Annotated in this window: 9 protein-coding genes; 3 read left to right on the top strand and 6 right to left on the bottom strand. The window is 77.5% G+C overall.

The features are described 5' to 3' along the window. Window positions 1-114: 114 nt before the first annotated feature. Both ACI8AC_RS03350 and ACI8AC_RS03345 read right to left on the bottom strand, forming a co-directional pair. The gene (locus ACI8AC_RS03350) at window positions 115-696 is read right to left on the bottom strand and encodes an arsenate reductase/protein-tyrosine-phosphatase family protein (protein ID WP_456895173.1); all 582 of its coding nucleotides are present in this window, start codon (window positions 694-696) and stop codon (window positions 115-117) included. Then, the gene (locus ACI8AC_RS03345; RefSeq protein ID WP_456895171.1) at window positions 693-2,105 is read right to left on the bottom strand and encodes a polysaccharide biosynthesis tyrosine autokinase; all 1,413 of its coding nucleotides are present in this window, start codon (window positions 2,103-2,105) and stop codon (window positions 693-695) included. The genes ACI8AC_RS03350 and ACI8AC_RS03345 overlap by 4 nt, the downstream gene beginning before the upstream one ends. A 189-nt stretch (window positions 2,106-2,294) precedes the next feature. Here ACI8AC_RS03345 and ACI8AC_RS03340 point away from each other — a divergent pair, with 189 nt between their 5' ends. From ACI8AC_RS03340 to ACI8AC_RS03330, 3 genes are read left to right on the top strand one after another with little or no spacing between them, the layout of a single operon-like run. Further along, a complete protein-coding gene (locus ACI8AC_RS03340; protein ID WP_456895169.1) occupies window positions 2,295-4,652 on the top strand; it encodes a hypothetical protein in 2,358 nt (785 codons plus the stop codon). 14 nt (window positions 4,653-4,666) lie between these two features. Then, window positions 4,667-5,662: a glycosyltransferase family 2 protein gene (locus ACI8AC_RS03335; RefSeq protein ID WP_456895167.1), complete on the top strand. Its 996-nt coding sequence runs from the start codon at window positions 4,667-4,669 to the stop codon at window positions 5,660-5,662. After that, window positions 5,646-7,169, top strand: coding sequence for a lipopolysaccharide biosynthesis protein (locus tag ACI8AC_RS03330; RefSeq protein WP_456895165.1), 1,524 nt, complete (start codon window positions 5,646-5,648; stop codon window positions 7,167-7,169). The genes ACI8AC_RS03335 and ACI8AC_RS03330 overlap by 17 nt, the downstream gene beginning before the upstream one ends. 40 nt (window positions 7,170-7,209) lie before the next feature. On the opposite strand, the gene ACI8AC_RS03325 is transcribed toward ACI8AC_RS03330, so the two are convergent. The 4 genes from ACI8AC_RS03325 to ACI8AC_RS03310 form a co-directional block, all read right to left on the bottom strand. Further along, window positions 7,210-7,938, bottom strand: coding sequence for a polysaccharide deacetylase family protein (locus ACI8AC_RS03325; protein ID WP_456895163.1), 729 nt, complete (start codon window positions 7,936-7,938; stop codon window positions 7,210-7,212). Continuing rightward, complete coding sequence (locus tag ACI8AC_RS03320) at window positions 7,935-8,945, bottom strand: glycosyltransferase family 2 protein (protein ID WP_456895161.1); 1,011 nt, start codon at window positions 8,943-8,945, stop codon at window positions 7,935-7,937. Before ACI8AC_RS03320 ends, ACI8AC_RS03325 begins: the two co-directional genes overlap by 4 nt. A 5-nt stretch (window positions 8,946-8,950) precedes the next feature. Then, window positions 8,951-11,098, bottom strand: a complete 2,148-nt coding sequence (locus tag ACI8AC_RS03315) for a glycosyltransferase (RefSeq protein WP_456895159.1) — start codon at window positions 11,096-11,098, stop codon at window positions 8,951-8,953. A 239-nt stretch (window positions 11,099-11,337) separates the two neighbouring features. Further along, window positions 11,338-15,603: a PKD domain-containing protein gene (locus tag ACI8AC_RS03310; protein WP_456895158.1), complete on the bottom strand. Its 4,266-nt coding sequence runs from the start codon at window positions 15,601-15,603 to the stop codon at window positions 11,338-11,340. Between the last annotated feature and the right edge of the window lie 135 nt (window positions 15,604-15,738).

Here is a 15,738-nt window from a genome sequence, read left to right as displayed (position 1 = left end):
CGTCCAGAACGGACTCCGCGTGCAGTCGACCAGCAGGTGTGACGCTCCGTCATCACCCTCTCGGAGGGTTCACCCGAAGGGGCCCGGTCCGTGCGCCGCTCGCCTCGGCACCGGTCACCCAGGGTGCGGCCCGGCCGGTGCCAGCCGGTCGACGAGGACGCCGACCGCGGCGGCGATCCGGCCGAGCACCGCGGCGAACACGGCGTCGGGGCGCCGGTAGGGGTCCTCGATGTCGTCCGCTCCCGGTCGCGCCACACGAGCTCCCCGGGCCCGTGGGACCGCGGAGACCAGGGCCGCCAGGCGTTCGGCGGGACGACCACCGTCCACGGGCACGTCGACCGCGACGGCCAGGTCGGCGAACTCGCGGAGCGTGAAGGTGCGCCGCAGCACCGCCGGGGCGCGGGAGACCACGGCGGCCCGCTGCTCCGCGGTCATGGTGAGCACCACGGTGGCGGCACGCAGGAGGTCCGGGGTCACCTGCCGGGCGGCGAAGGACCCCGGCGGGACACCCCGGTCCCCCAGCATCCGCGCCATGGGCGCGGCCACCGGCTCACCGACGCGCGCGGCCAGGCCGGCGCTGGAGACGGCGAGGCCGGCGTCCGGCCCCAGTCCGTCGCGCAGGAGCATCTCGGCGGCCGGCGAGCGGCAGACGTTGCCCGTGCAGACCAGCAGGACGCCGGGCCGTGCCGCCGTCACGCGACCGGAATCCGGTCCGGCGCCGGGACCGCGGGACCGGCACCGGAGACCTCACCCGCCCGGTACGCGTACTCCTCGCGGCTGCCCGGCACCCGGTTGAGGACGAGTCCGAGCACCCGTGCCGACACCTGCTCGAGGCCGTTCAGGGCCTCGGCGAGCTGGTGCCGGCGGACCCGTCCGGCCTGGGCCACGACGACCGTGCCGTCGACCACGCGGGACAGCACCGCGGCATCGGCCACCGGCAGGAGCGGTGCGGTGTCGAGGAGCACGTAGTCGTAGGAGCGGCGCAGGTCCTCGACGAGCCGGTGCATGGCCGGCGAGCCGAGGAGCTCCGCGGGGTTGGGCGGCACCGCGCCCGACGTCAGCACGTGCAGGCCCGCGGAGCCCCAGTCCTGGACCACCTCGTCCACCGCGGCCCGGCCGAGCAGCACGGTCGTGAGGCCGACCGCACCCTCCATCCCGAGGACACCCGCGACGGCGGGCCGGCGCAGGTCGGCGTCGACGAGCAGGACCCGGGCGCCGGTCTCGGCCAGCGCGGCGGCGAGGTTGCTGGAGACGGTCGACTTCCCCTCACCGGGCAGCGACGAGGTCAGGGCGAGGACGAGGGCGCGGCCGTCCCCGACGGACGGGTCCTCGGGCACCCTGAGGAACTGCAGGTTGGTCCGCAGCTGGCGGAAGCTCTCGGCCTGGGGGCTGTGCGGAGCCGCGGCGACGGGCACCCTGCCGGCGTCCCCCGTCGACCACGTCGGGACGGAGCCGATCAGCGGCGAGGCGCTCACCTCGGCCACCCCTGCGGCATCGCGGACGCGGGTGTCCAGGGAGTCGCGGGCCCACGCCAGACCGCAGCCGGCCACCAGCCCGGCCACCAGGGCGACCGCCACGGCGAGGGGGACGTCCGGTGATGCCGGGGACGACGGCACCTCGGCCGGGGACACGGTCGTCGCGACGACGGTGGGCTCACCGGCGGCGTTCGCCGGCGCGACCTCCTCCACCACCGCACCGAGCGAGGTGGCGACGGCGTCGGCCAGTTCGGCGCTGCGCACCGGGGAGCCGTCGGTGACGGTGATCTCCACGATGACCGTGCCGACGGGGACGGCCGCCTCGACCTGCCGGGCCAGCGTGGTGGCGCGGACGTCGAGGCCCAGCTCGTCGACGACCGGCTGCAGCACCTCGGGCGTCGTGGCCAGCCGCGCGAAGGACTCGACCTGGTTCTGGGTGTACGTCGACCCCTGCACCAGGTCGGCGGCGGAGTTCCCGGCGACCAGGGAGAAGAAGACGTCGGCCTGGGACCGGTAGACCACCGGCGCGGTCAGGACGTGCACGACCGCGGTCAGCAGGGCCAGCAGCGTCACGACGAGGACCGAGATCCATCGCCGACGGAGGACCTGCAACGGCCCGCGGGTGCTCACAGCTCGTTCTCCTCCAGTCGGGTCCGGTGCCAGGGGCAGTCTGTGGGGCCGCGCGGATCCGGGACGCCGACCGGCGGCGTCCCCCACCCGAAGGGGTCAGGACCAGGCCCCATCTCGATCGCAGCGCAGGGTTTTCCGCTGGTTCCCGGGACACGATGGCCGCTCGCACGTCAGGGGGAGGGACCGAGGATGGAGCTGCGGGACTGGGCCCGGGCGATCGCGCATCGCTGGGTCGTGGTGGTCGCCGGTGCCGTGACCGGCCTGGTCCTCGCCGGGGCCGTCGCCCTGTTGACCCCGGTCTCGTACGCGTCGAGCGTCTCCCTGTACGTGGGTGCGGCCGTGGTGGACGGTCCGCAGGATCCCGCCTACGCCGCTCTCGTCGAGACCGAGGTCCTCCCGTCGATCGCGGCCCTGACCAGGTCGGCACGGGTGCTGGCGCCGGTCGCGGACCGGCTGGGGCGCTCCACCGCGCCCGCCGATCTGGCCGGCCGGGTGGACGTCGCCGTGTCGGCCGCGCAGAACCTGGTGACGGTCACGGCCACCGACCGGTCCCCCCGGGGAGCGGAGACGGTGGCGGAATCGATCGGTGAGGAGCTGCCGGGGCGCGTCGCCGAGGCCTACCCGGGGGTCGCGGGACCGCTGCTGAACGTCACCGTGGTCGAACCCGCCGGGACCGCGCGCCCGGCGGCGCCGGCTCCGTCGAGGGTCGCCGTGCTCGGTGCGGGCGCCGGAGCCGGCCTCGCCGTGGTGGTCGTCGGACTGCTGGAACTCGCCCGGCCGCGGGTCCGCGGCCGGCGCGACGTGGCCGGGGCGGGATCCACCCCCGTCCTGGCCCAGCTGCCGCAGCAGCGCCCTCCCGGCCGGTCCGGCTCACCGGACGCCCGGCGGGAGCGGGCCGAACAGGTCGTCCGGCTGCGGGAGGCGCTGCGGCCCCGGCTCGACCGAGGCACGCTCGGTCTCGTCGCTGCCGGCCGCCCCGCCACGGCCACCGCCCTGGCGGACGACCTGCGCGGCCTCGGCGTTGCGGGAGCGGAGCCCGTCGTGCTGCCGGCGCCCCCGCGACCGCAGGGGACCCCGCCGCCCGTGGGAGGCGTCGTGGTGGTGGCCGACGGCCGGGCGACGACACGTGCGGAGCTCCAGGCGGCGCTCGCCTCCGCGGCGGCGCGCGGCACGCCGGTGCTCGGTGTCGTCGTCGACGGGCTGCTGCCGCGCCGGGCCGGCTGGCGGGCGCGGCTGCGGGCCGGGCTGCACGGGGACGGGAACTGGCGCCCGGAGGCGACCCGGCCCCGCGACGGCCGGCAGGCAGGTGGCGCCGGCCCGGTCGCGGCCTTGGCCGTCGCCGCCGTCGGTTTCGACCGGCCGCTCCCGATGGCGCTGTCCACCGGGCTGCTGGTCGCGGCGGTCCTCGTGCCGGTCTGGGCGCCGGTCGTCCGGCGCTCCCGCGGGGGCACCGCCTTGTTCGTCCTCGCGGGCACGGGCCTGCTCTCGGGGCTGCTGCTGGCGTGGACCTCCTCGGGCGACCACGGCGTCGCCCCCCACGAGGCGGTGGCGCAGGCGTCGGCGGTGCTGACCACCGTGTGCGGGATCGGGTTGCTGCTCTGGGCGCGCACGCTGCTGCCGGTGCCCGCGATCGGGGTCGCCTTCGGCGCCGGCGGGCTGGCGGCCGGGCTCCTCTCGGCCGCGGGGTCGTCGAACGCCTGGAAGTTCGAGCTGTCGTTCCCCGTGGCGGTCATCGTGCTGTCGCTGGTCGCCGCCCGGGCCCGGCCGCTGGCCACGGTCGCCGCGCTGGGGCTGCTGGGAGTGGTCGACGTCCTGCACGACTACCGCAGCGCCTTCGCCTTCTGCGCCCTGGCCGCGGTCCTCGTCCTGTGGCAGGCACGACCGAACAGCGGGAGCTCCCCGCCGCGCCGGTGGGTGTCTCTGGCCCTGCTGGGCGCGCTCGCCGTCGGCGGCTACCTGGCGCTCCGCCAGCTGCTGCTGACCGGCGCCCTCGGGGCGGAACTGCAGGCGCGCACCGTCACCCAGATCGCCCAGAGCGGCTCCCTGCTGCTGGGCGGCCGACCGGAGTGGACGGCCACCTGGGCGCTGATGGAGCGCTCCCCGCTCGGCTTCGGGCTCGGGGTGGTCCCCTCGGCCGTGGACCTCGCCACCGCCCGCCAGGGGATCGCGGCGACCCGCATCCCCACGGTCGACGGTTACCTGGAGCACCAGCTCCTGGCCGGGGCGTTCCAGCTGCACTCGGCGATCGCCGACCTGTGGGCGGCCCTGGGGCCGGTCGGCGTGCTGCTCGGCCTGGCGATGGGCGCGCTCATGGTCCTCGGCCTCGTCGACCGCTTGGCCCACCGGCAGGCCTCGGGCCTGGTCTGCTTCCTGGTCCCCCTCGGACTGTGGAGCCTGGCGTTCGGGCCGCTGTCGACCGACGCGCGGATCCTGACCCTCGCCCTGGGGCTGCTCCTGGTCACCCGTCGGCCCGCGCCTCCGACCCGGGCGGGCGAGGTCTCAAGTCCTCCCCCCGCCGTGTCGATGGGACGGGGAGCGGGTCGGTGACGGAGGAGGACCGGGTGGACGGCGGAGCACACGCCCGCGGGACGGGGGTGGTCGTCGCCGTGCTCACGTACCGGCGCACCGGGCAGCTGCCCGAGCTGCTCGGCGCGCTCGCCGTGCAGGCCGGCACGGTGTCCCCGCGGGCCGGCGTCCTGCTGGTCGACAACGACCCTGACGGCAGCGCCGCGGGGGTGGCCGCCGCGTGGGCGGCGCGGGGGGTCCGGTACCTGCACGAGCCGCGGCCGGGCATCTCCGCGGCCCGCAACCGCGCCCTGGCCGAGGCCGCGGACGCCGACCTGCTGGTGTTCCTCGACGACGACGAGCTGCCCGGCCCGGGCTGGCTGGCCGCGCTGGTCGGTGCCTGGCGGGACTGGGGCTGCGCCGCCGTCGCCGGGCCGGTGCCCGCCCGGCTGCTCGGCCCGGCGGACGACTGGGTGACCGGCTCGGGCGCCTTCGACCGGCCGCGCCGGGCCACCGGGACCCGCGTCGGCGGGGCCGGGGCGGGGAACCTGCTGCTGGACCTGCGCCAGGTCCGCGCGCTGGGCCTCGCGTTCGACGAGCGCTTCGGCCTGACCGGCGGCGAGGACACGCTGTTCACCCACCAGCTGGTGCACGGCGGGGGCGAGATCCGCTGGTGCGACGAGGCCGAGGCGGTGGAGTCGATCCCCGCGGCGCGCCTCACCCGGCGGTGGGTGCTGCAGCGCTGCCTGCGCTCCGGTAGCTCCTGGGCCCGGGCGGAGGTGCACCTGGCCGGCGGCGCAGTCGCCCGGTGGCGGCTGCGCGGCGTCCTGACCACCCGGGCGCTGGTCCGGGCGGGGCAGGCGGTGCCGCTGCTGCTGGGCGCCGTCCTCCGCCGCGACGTGGCGGGGCGGGCGCGCGCCGAGTGCACCGTGGCGAGCTACGCCGGGCTCGTGGTGGGGGCGTTCGGCCACGTCCGCGAGGAGTACGCGCGCACCGGCGACGCCGGTGCCGCCCCGGCGCCCGGGGAGCTGCGGCATGCCGTCGCCGGCTGACCCGGCCACCGCGCCGGTCGCCGCCGTCCCGGCGGCCCATCCGCCGGCCGGCACCGCCGCCGGCGGTCTCGGGCGGATCGCCGCGCGGGGCGCCGGGGTCACCCTCGCCGCGCAGGCGGCCCGCATCGTGCTGCAGCTGGCCTCCGTCGTCGTGCTGGCGCGGCTGCTCGGCCCCCGCGACTACGGCCTGTTCGCCGTCGGCCTGGTGGTGGTCGGGCTCGGCGAGGTGGTGCGCGACCTGGGCCTGACCACGGCCGCCATCCGCGCCCCCCACCTCACCCCCGCCCAGCGCGACGGGCTGTTCTGGGTGAGCGCCGCCGCCGGGGCCGCCCTCGCCGTGCTGGCCGTGGCGGGCTCCGGCGCGATCGCGACCGCCTTCGGCGAGCCCGCGGTCGAGGTCATCGTGCAGGTCCTCGCGCTCACCTTCCTCCTCAACGGCCTCTCCGCCCAGTACCGCGCCGGCCTCAGCCGCGACCTCCGGTTCGGCACGGTGGCCGCCGGCGACCTGGTCGCGCAGCTGCTGGCCTTCGGCGCCGCGGTGGGCGCCGCCGCCGCGGGGTCCGGGTACTGGGCGCTGGTCGCGCAGCAGCTGGTGCAGGGCGCGGTGGTGCTCGCCTGGGCCGTCGCCGCCGCCCGCTGGCTCCCCGGCCGGCCGCGCCGCGGGGTGGGCCTGGGCCCGTTCCTGCGCTTCGGCGGCGGTGTCGCCGGGACCCAGGTCGTGCACCACCTCGGCCAGAACCTGGACAACCTGGTCCTCGGGCTGCGGGCCGGCCCGGCCGACCTCGGGGTCTACAGCCGCGGCTTCCAGCTCCTGATGACCCCGCTCAACCAGCTGCGCTCCCCGGCCACGACGGTCGCCGTCCCCGTGCTCGCCCGCCTCCAGGACGACGTGGGCCGTGCCGGCGACTACCTCCGGCGCGGCCAGCTGGCGCTGGGGTACCCCCTCGTCGGCGCGCTGGCGGTCGCAGCGGGCGCCGCCGTCCCGCTGGTCGACCTGCTGCTCGGCGACCGGTGGCACGCCGTCGCCCCTGTCCTGGCGCTGCTGGCCGTCGCGGGTAGCGCGCAGACGCTGGCCTTGGTGGGCTCCTGGGTCTACCTGTCGCGGGGCCTGTCCGGGGCGCTGCTGCGCTACACCCTGCTGGCCCTGGTGCTGAAGGCCGCCGGCATCCTCGGCGGCAGCGGCTACGGCCTGGTCGGCGTGGCCGCCGGCTACGCCGCCGCCGCGCTGCTGGAGTGGCCGCTGTCGCTGTGGTGGCTGTCGCGGGTCACGGTGCTGCCGGTGCGCGCACTGCTCGGCGGGGCGCTGCGGATCTGCGCCTGCGGCACCGCGGCGGGCACGGCGTGCTTCCTGGCCACCGAGGTGTGCGCCTCCTGGCCCTCGGTGGGCCGGCTGGCCGCGGGTGCGGTCGCCGGCCTGGCGACCTACGGCCTGGCCGCGCTGGTGCCCACCGTCCGGGCGGACCTGGCCGGCGTGGTGGTGTGGGGGCGGCAGGTGGTCGGCCGCTGACCGCGCGCTGCCGGACCGATCGGGCCCGGCCGGGGGCTGCTCAGCCCGGGAACCAGGTCTCGCGCACCAACGCGCCCCGCTCCAGCGCGTGCTGCAGGGACCGCGCCGCCAGCCCGCGCTCGGCCCACCCGGCCAGGACGCCGGCGATGAGCTCGCCGCGGTCGAGCACCGGCGGCGGCCCGTCGCCGGCGCCGTCCTCGGGGCCGGCGAAACCGTCGTGCGCCAGCACGATCGCCCCCGGGCGCACGCCCTGCTGGGCCCGGGCGACCCGCTCGGCGTCCGGGACGTCCTTCCAGTCCCAGGTGGTGGGCCCCCAGAGCACCGGGAGCAGCCCGGCCGCGGTGGCCGCCCGCCAGTTGCGCACGGTCTGCCGGCCGTAGGGCGGCCGGGACCAGCGCACCGGCCGGCCGGTGACGTCCTCCAGCTCGGCCTTCCCGTCGCGCAGCGTGCGGGCCACCTCGTCCGCCGGGAGGGTCGGCAGCGCCCGGTGGTCGGCGCCGTGCAGGGCGACCTCGTGCCCCGCGGCGACGACCTCGGCGAGCAGGCCGGGGTGGCGGCGCACGCGGCCGAGCAGGACGAAGAAGGTCGCGGTCGCACGCGCGTCGGCCAGCGCGGCGAGCACTCGGTCGGTGCCGCCGGGCTCGGGGCCGTCGTCGAAGGTCAGCACGACCTCCGGGTGGTCGGTGCGCACCGACACGACCGAGCCGGCCAGCGCGCCGATCCCGCGGCGGACGATCCGGCGGGCACCCTGCACGACGGACGTGCTCATCCGGAGACCTCCCTCGACCACCGCCAGCGGCGCCCGCCGCGGGCGTACTCCTGGAACACCAGCCCGCAGGCCGCACCGCCCATCCCGGCTCCCCGGGCGACGGCGCGCAGGCCGCGGGCCCGGTGCCGATCCGAGTCGCAGGCGGCGCCCCAGGCCCAGCGCAGCGCGCCACCGCCGATCCGCAGCAGCCCGTGCAGCAACCCGCGGGCCCGCAGCCCCAGGCGCGCGGTGCGGCCCGCGGCCAGCCGGAGGTCGGTGCGGACGGCGGCGTTGCCGTGGCTCCAGGCCCGGGTCAGCACCCAGGTGCGGGTCATCCGCTCCCGGGAGACCTGGTCCACCACGACGGACTCGTCGCACCAGATCAGGTGTCCCCCGGCGCGGGTGAGCCGGCGGGTGAAGAGGTTGTCCTCCCCTCCCCCGAACCCAAGGTCGGCCGGGAAGCGGACGCCCAGCGCGCGGACGCGGGAGAGGTCGAGCAGCAGGTTGGAGGTGGCCGCGACCTCGACCGCGGTGCCGGTGGGCAGGCGCCGCCGGGTGAAGAAGCCGCCGGCGGCGATCCACGGGTCCAGCTCCCCGGCGGTCTCGACCCGGACCCGGCCGGCGACCGCCGCGGCGCCGGTCGCGGCCCAGGTGTCGAGCAGGGCGGCCAGCCAGCCCGGCTCGGGACGCTCGTCATCGTCGATGAAGGCCAGCACGTCGGCGTCCCGGGCCTCGTCGAGCGCCCGGTTGCGCACCGCGGCGATGCCGGGCGTGGGCTCGGCCACGTAGCGGAGGCCGGGGGCGGCCGCCGCGGCCGCCACCGCGGCCGCGCCACGTCGGGGATCGTTGTCGACCACGAGGACCTCGACGGCGGTGGCGCCGCCGCTCGCGGCCGCCACCTCGCCGGCCTGGGCCAGCAGCTGCGGCAGGAGCGCGGCGAGCTGCGCCGGACGGCGGTAGGTGGGCACCGCGACGACGACCCGCGCCGGTGCCCCGGCCGGGCGGGGGGGCGCCGCGGGAGCGGGCACGGCCGTCACCGGGAGCCGACCCCGGTCCGCTCCGCGCGTGCGGCCGGGCGGGTGCCGGGCCGGACGACGTCGGCCAGCCGCTCCCGGTAGCGGGCCGGGTCGTGTCGCGCACCGGCGGCGGCGGCGTCGGCCGAGGCCGCGGCGCGGACGGCGTCCCAGTCGGCCACCACCCGCTCGACGGCGTCGGCCCAGGCGGCGGGGCGGCCGGCGGGGACGACCTGCACCGCGGCGTACCCGCCGGCGGCCTCGCGCAGGCCGGGCAGCGCGCTGACCACGACGGGGCGGGCCGCCAGCACCGCCTCGACCGCGACGTTGCCGAAGGACTCGTCGACCACCGAGGGGACGAGCACCACGTCGGCGTCGGCGAGCAGCGGGCCGACGTCGGGACGGAACCCGAGCAGGTCGACCCGGTCGGTCAGCCCGGCGGCGGTGACCGCGGCCCGCAGCTCCGCCTCGAACCACTCGTACCCGGGGTAGACCGACCCGGCCAGCACCAGCCGGGCGTCGACCCCGCGGTCGAGCAGCTCGCGCAGCGCGGCGACCGCCACGTCCGGGCCCTTGCGCGGCGACAGCCGGCCGACGAACAGCAGGCGCACCGAGCCGTCGAGCCGGGCCCGGGCGGGAGTGGCCGCGTCCGGGCCGGTGACCGGGTTGGGGACGACGGCCACCCGCCCGGCGAGCGCCGGCAGCCGCCCCGTCAGCGCCGCGCGGGTGAACCGGCTGTTGGCGACGACCGCGTCGGCGGCGCGCAGGGACGACAGCAGTCCGCGCTGCGCCGCGCGCGGCCCCGGCCACTCGGCCTCGTGCACGTGGCAGACCACGCGGCGGCCGGCGAGCCGCGCCAGCAGCAGCCAGGACGGCAGCACCGTGGTGTTGACCAGCACGCCGTCCCGGCCCGCGCGGCGCACCAGCCGCAGCGCCGGCAGCAGGCCGCGGGCGGCGTCGCGCACCAGCCGCAGCAGCCCGGCCGGCCGCAGCAGCGACCGGCGCAGGACCGGCACCGGGACGACGACCACCCGCGCGCCCCGTCGCTCCAGCTCGGCGACCAGCGGGCCCTCCTCCGGCAGGGCGACGACCACGTCGCAGGTGCCGGTCAGCCCGCCGACCGACTCGAGCAGCACCCGGTCGGAGCCGTACAGCTCCGCGCCGGGGTGGGCGACCAGGAGCGCCGGCCGGCGCACCCGCGGCCGGGGGCCGGTGACCAGCGCCGGGAGCGCGACGGCGAGGCCGGACAGCGTTCCCGCGACCGCGGCCCGCAGCAGCCCCGGCGAGTGCAGCAGCTGCCGCCGCCCGCCGCGCATGAGGATGTCCCAGCTGATCGCCGGCGTGCGCAGGACCCAGCGCAGCAGCCGGCGGCGGTCGAGGTGGCGGGCGGCGAAGGCCAGCCGGTTGCGGCAGTTGTAGCGGTAGTAGAGGGCGGACTTGGCCCGCCCGCGACGGCCGTCGCCGTGGGTGCCGCCCTCGTCGTGCACGGCGGTCAGGTCCTCGCGGAGCACGACCGACCCGCCCGCGGCGACCGCCCGGTAACCGAGGTCGACGTCCTCCCAGTAGAGGAAGTAGCCCTCGTCGAAGCCGCCGATCCGCGTCAGCAGGTCGTCGTGCACCGTGATGCAGGCACCGCAGAGCCAGTCCCCCGGGTCGGGAACCGACGGATCGGCGTCGCGCGGGCGGCTGCGGACCCGGCCGTCGCGCAGGTCGGTGCGCGCCGCGCGGAAGACCACCGCGCCCGCGGAGTCGACCAGGAGCGGGCTGATGAGCGCCATGGGCTCGCGGAGGCTGTGCGCGTGCAGCTCGGCGACGACCGCGGCGCTGATGACGGCGTCGGGGTTGAGGAAGAGGAAGGTCCGGCAGCCCAGCTCCCGGGCGGCGGCCACACCGGCGTTGCAGGCGGCCCCGAAGCCGCGGTTGTCGGGCATGGCCACCACGTGCCAGCCCTGCTCCCGGCCGAGGTCCGCCACGTCGCGCCGGTTCGCGGCGGTGGAGAGGTTGTCGACCACCACGACGGCCACGTCGTCCCCGGCCAGGCGGGCCGGGGCGAGGTTGCGGCGGAGCAGGTCGGCCGACCCGAAGGAGACGACCACGATGCCCAGCCGGTCACCGCGCGCGGGGCCGGCGGGACCGGGCCGGGGCGGCGCCGGGACGACGGCCGTCATGCCGGGCCGCCGGGCCGTGCGGTGCCCACAGCGGTCGAACCAGTCATCGTGTCCCTCCAGCGCGCGGCCGGCGCGTCTCCCCGGGTGGCGTCGATCCGCGACCTGCGCGGTCCGCCACCTGCGCCGCTGATCGTGTCCGGGTCGGGCCCCGGTGTCCTCCCTCGTGCGGGGGACCCCGGGACGACCTCACCCCGGCGGGGAACCGCCGGGGTGAGGTCGTCTCCGGGAGGACCGTGCGGTCAGGCCGCGGGCGGGGTCCGCCCGGGCGCGCCGGCCCACAGGTCGTCCACGCGGACGGTGCCGGCGGCCGTGGCCGAGCGGGCGGTGTAGAGGTCCAGCCGCAGGCCACCGGCCCGCTGCAGCGCCGCGGTGGTGTCGGTCGCCCGCACCTGCCAGCCCTCCGGCTCCGCCGCTCCCTCGACCCAGGCCTTGGCCTGCAGCGAGGTCCCGCTGGCCTCCAGCCGCACGGTCAGCGCCGTGCCCGGCGTGTACCGACCGGGCAGGGTGGTCCCGGCCAGCCACGTCTCGCTCCAGTTGACCACCCGCACCAGGCCCAGCTGCACCGACCCGTCGGCGGCGAAGTACAGCTGCGTCTTGTACCGGGTGCCCCCCACGTTGCGGACACCCAGCGACAGGTAGGCCCCACCGCCGGCGGGTGCGCCGTCCAGGGTGACGTCGGCCTGGACGGTCAGGTCCTGCGCCGAGACGCCGAGCAGCGCGCCGGAGCTGCTGCCGGGTGCCGCGGTCACCCGCGCCTGCCCCCCGGTCACCTGGACGTCGGTCGTCCCGCCGTAGGACGTCCAGGGCCCGCCCACGTCCGCCGTCCCGAGCCCGCTGGTGACCTCACGCTCGAAGGCGTCCGCCGCCAGCGGCTGCACGGCCGGCTCCTCGGCCGGCGGCTCCTCGGTCGGCGGCTCCTCCGCGGGCGGCGGGGTCACCGGCGCGGTGACGGTGACCGCCCGCGTCACGGTCCCGGTCCCGCCGGCGTCGTCGGTGACGGTCAGCCGGACCTGGTAGGTGCCCGCCGCCGCGTAGGTGTGCGACGACGTGGCCCCGGTGCCGCTGCTGCCGTCCCCGAAGTCCCACGCGTGGGAGACGACGCGGCCGTCGGCGTCCGCCGAGCCGGACCCGTCGAGAGCCACGGTCAGGTCGGCGGGCGTGGCGGTGAAGGCCGCGGTCGGCGCCGCGTTCGGCACCGGCTCCGGCGCGGTCGGGACCGTCCCGGGGGCCTCGACGCGCAGGTCGTCGACGCGGACCGCGGTGGCCGCGGTGGCCGACCGGGCGGTGTAGACGTCCAGCCGCAGCCCACCCGGGCGCTGCAGGGCGGCGGAGGCGTCGCTGGCCTGCACCTGCCAGGCGGCCGGCTCGGCGGTGCCCGTGGCCCAGGCCTTGGCCCGCAGCTCGGCCGGCGCGTTCCCGGCGACCTCGAACCGCAGGGACAGCGCCGTCCCCGGCGTGTACCGGCCCGGCAGGTCCACGCCCGTCAGCCAGGTCTCGGCCCAGTCGACCACCCGGACCAGCGCCAGCTGCACGCGCCCGTCCGCGGCGAACCACAGCTGCGCCTTGTACCGGGTGCCGCCGACGTTGCGGCTGCCCAGCGACACCCAGGAGCCACCGCCGGTCGGCGCCCGGTCGAGCACGACGTCGACCTGCTCGGCCACGTCCTGGGCCGAGATCCCCAGCAGCCCGCCGGACGTGGTGCCCGCCGGTGAGGACACCCGGCCCGATCCGCCGGTCACCGAGGCCGTGCCGTAGGTGGTCCAGGGACCGCCCCGGTCGGCCACCCCGAAGCCGTTCGCCACCTCGCGACCGAACGCGTCCGCGGCGATCGCGCCAGGACCGGTCGGCGGCGCGGTGACCGTCACCTCCCGCGTGGTGGTCGCGGTCGCTCCGCGGTCGTCGGTGACGGTGAGACGCACCGTGAACGTGCCGGGGGCGGCGTAGGTGTGCGACGCCGTGGCACCCGTGCCCGTGGTGCCGTCCCCGAAGTCCCAGGCGTACCCGGTCAGCCGGCCGTCGGGATCGGTCGACGCGGAGGCGTCGAGGGCCACGTCGAGCTGGGTCGCCGTGGCGGTGAACGACGCGGTCGGGGCGCTGTTGGGGGCCTGCCCGGTGCGTCCGGCAGCGAGGTGGGCGGCCACCTGCCCGGCGGAGAGCGCGGTCGGGTACACCGCGACCTCGTCGATGCGCCCGGTGAACCAGGCGCTGCCCGACCAGCTGGTGTCCCCGCCGATGCGCCAGTAGCCGGTCAGCTGCTCGGCCGAGGTGACCTCCGGCCGGGTGCCGACCAGCTGGCCGTCGACGTGGAGCGACAGGCCGGCGCGGCTCAGGGTGCCGACGACGTGGTGCCAGCGGCCGTCGTTGTAGGCCGCCGTCGTCCCCACGGTGGACTTGGCGCCGTTGTACACGCCGAAGTGCACGCGTCCCGCGGTGTCCATGTAGACGTGCCGGTCGTACTTGGTGCTGGTGCCGGTCCGGGCGTTGCCGAAACCGACGATCTTGCCGCCGGTGGTCGACGTCGTCTGGAACCAGGCCTCCACGGAGAACGACTGGGGTCCCGGCTGGGCGGACGCCGGGGCGCCGAACCCGGTCGAGGTCCCGTTGAAGGCCGATGCCCGGTCGGCGTCAGCGGTGATGGCACCGGCCTGGTTGCGGGTGACCCCCGCGCCGAGGGTCATGTCGCGGGTGCCGGTGCGGTCGTGGGCGACGGTCCCGGACGCCTCGCCGAGGGGCCAGTGGGCCACCGCCCCGTCGCGGGCGACGAGCTGCGCGTAGGAGCGCGCCGGGCTGCTGTTGGCGGCGCCCACCGTCGCCGTCACCCAGCCGGAGGCCAGCCGGTTGCCGAAGGGGTCGGTCGCCACGACCTGGTAGCGGTGCGCGCCGGCCGTGGCGCCGGTGTCGGAGCAGGCGTAGGTGGGGAGGTCCCACCACCGGGACGGTCGGCTGACCTCGCAGGCCGGGACCGCTGTCTCGCTGTCCCGGTACACCCGGTAGGTGACGTGCTCGTTGTCCCGGTCGAGCGCCGCCGGCCAGGAGACGCGGACCGCCCCCGGGACCATGCCGACGGTCGGTGCGAAGGTCCCGTTGGGCTGCGGGCCCACCCGGTTCGGCGCCGTGGACGGGACGGCGAAGCGCACGAGCCCCTGCTGGTTCACGCCACCGACCCGGGGGAACTCGCCGCCGTAGACGACGTACTGACCGCTGGCCGAGACCGACCAGGCGGCCTGCCACTGCCCGGTGAAGGTGCCGACGGCGAACCGCGGCTCCCACGCCTGCAGCGCCGGCGCGGGCTGACCGACGAGGGAGAGGCTGCCGAGGGCCGTCGAGGTGGCGACGACCTTCCCCGTGGGGACGGCGCTCAGCGCGGCGCCGAACTGGAAGGCGCGCGGGGTCTGCTCCGGGTAGGCCTGGATCGAGCTGCAGTCGTGCGGGTGGCCGGCCACGTAGAGGGCGCCGCCCATGGGCGTGTTGGAGTAGGTGTCACCGCGACAGGGGCTGAACCAGACGACCGCACCGCCGTCGGCCCGGGCGGCGAAGGCGCCCTCGAGGTTGCCGGGGCCGTAGTAGTCGTAACCGGTGCCGTAGACGTTGGTCCCGTCGGTGCTGAGGCTGTAGATCGCCGAGTTGACGCCCTGGTTGGTGATGAGGGAGTTCAGGGCGAACGGCCGCGTCGCGCCGGTCGCACCGTCGAGCGCGCCGACGCCGGTCGCCTTGACGCCGTTCAGCGTGTCGAAGCGGCCGGCGGCCACGACCTGACCGCCGCTGCCGGCCAGGACGAGCGCGAGCACCTCGGTGCTGGTCCGGGCGTTGGCCACCGGGTCGTTGGGCAGCCGGTTCCCGGTCGTCGGGCCGACGCCGGGCTGCGGGGCCCACGGCAGCAGCGCGCCGGTCGCCGCGGACACCGCGGCCAGGCTGCGCCGCGCGGTCGTCCCCACGGCGGTGATGCTGCCGCCGAGGTAGACCGTCGAGTTGCTGGCCGCGATGGCGCGCACCTGGCCGGTGACCGCCGGGCGGAACTCGGCGACGAGCTGCCCGGTCGCGGTGCTGTAGGCCGCGATGCGGCTGCGGACCTGCCCGTTGGCGCGGGTGAAGTCACCGCCGACGTAGATGCGGGAGCCGTCCGGGGACGCCGCGACGGCCACGGCCTGGCCGTTGAGGTCGGGGGCGAAGGACGTGACCAGCTCGCCGGTGCGGATGTCGTAGGCCAGCAGGTTGTTGCGGGTGGTCTCCTGGGTCCCCGCCGCTGCCCCGGCCGGCCTGGCGCTGGAGAACCGCCCGGCCACGTACACGGTGTTGCCGACGACGACCTGTGCCCAGGCGACGCCGTTGATCTGCACGGTCGGCAGCGGGTCCGCGGTGACGGTGGCGGGGGTGGCCGGGTCGGCCGGGTCGAGTGGCGCGCTGTCCGCGAGCGCGCTGGTGGGCGCGAGGACACCAACCCCGAGCAGCAGGCCCACCAGGCCCGCGATGAACGACCGCGACCAGCCGGCCAGGAGTGCAGACAACGTTGTTCCCCCGCTCGTCGAGCACGACAGTGGTCCTGGAGACGGACCAGCGGGCGAACACTAAGCGTGACGACCGAGCGGCCGTATCCCCTGATGTGGTGACACCCCGTGATCGGGGGACCCGAATCGCGGTGA

This window comes from Geodermatophilus sp. SYSU D00758 (assembly GCF_054049955.1).
This window is presented reverse-complemented; position numbering and strand designations above follow the sequence as displayed.

Excerpts from the sequence above, each read along its gene's own strand:
- ACI8AC_RS03340 (WP_456895169.1), top strand. The coding sequence starts at position 2,295 with ATGGAGCTGCGGGACTGGGCCCGGGCGATCGCGCATCGCTGGGTCGTG.
- ACI8AC_RS03330 (WP_456895165.1), top strand. The coding sequence starts at position 5,646 with ATGCCGTCGCCGGCTGACCCGGCCACCGCGCCGGTCGCCGCCGTCCCG.
- ACI8AC_RS03325 (WP_456895163.1), bottom strand. The coding sequence starts at position 7,938 with ATGAGCACGTCCGTCGTGCAGGGTGCCCGCCGGATCGTCCGCCGCGGG.
- ACI8AC_RS03315 (WP_456895159.1), bottom strand. The coding sequence starts at position 11,098 with ATGACGGCCGTCGTCCCGGCGCCGCCCCGGCCCGGTCCCGCCGGCCCC.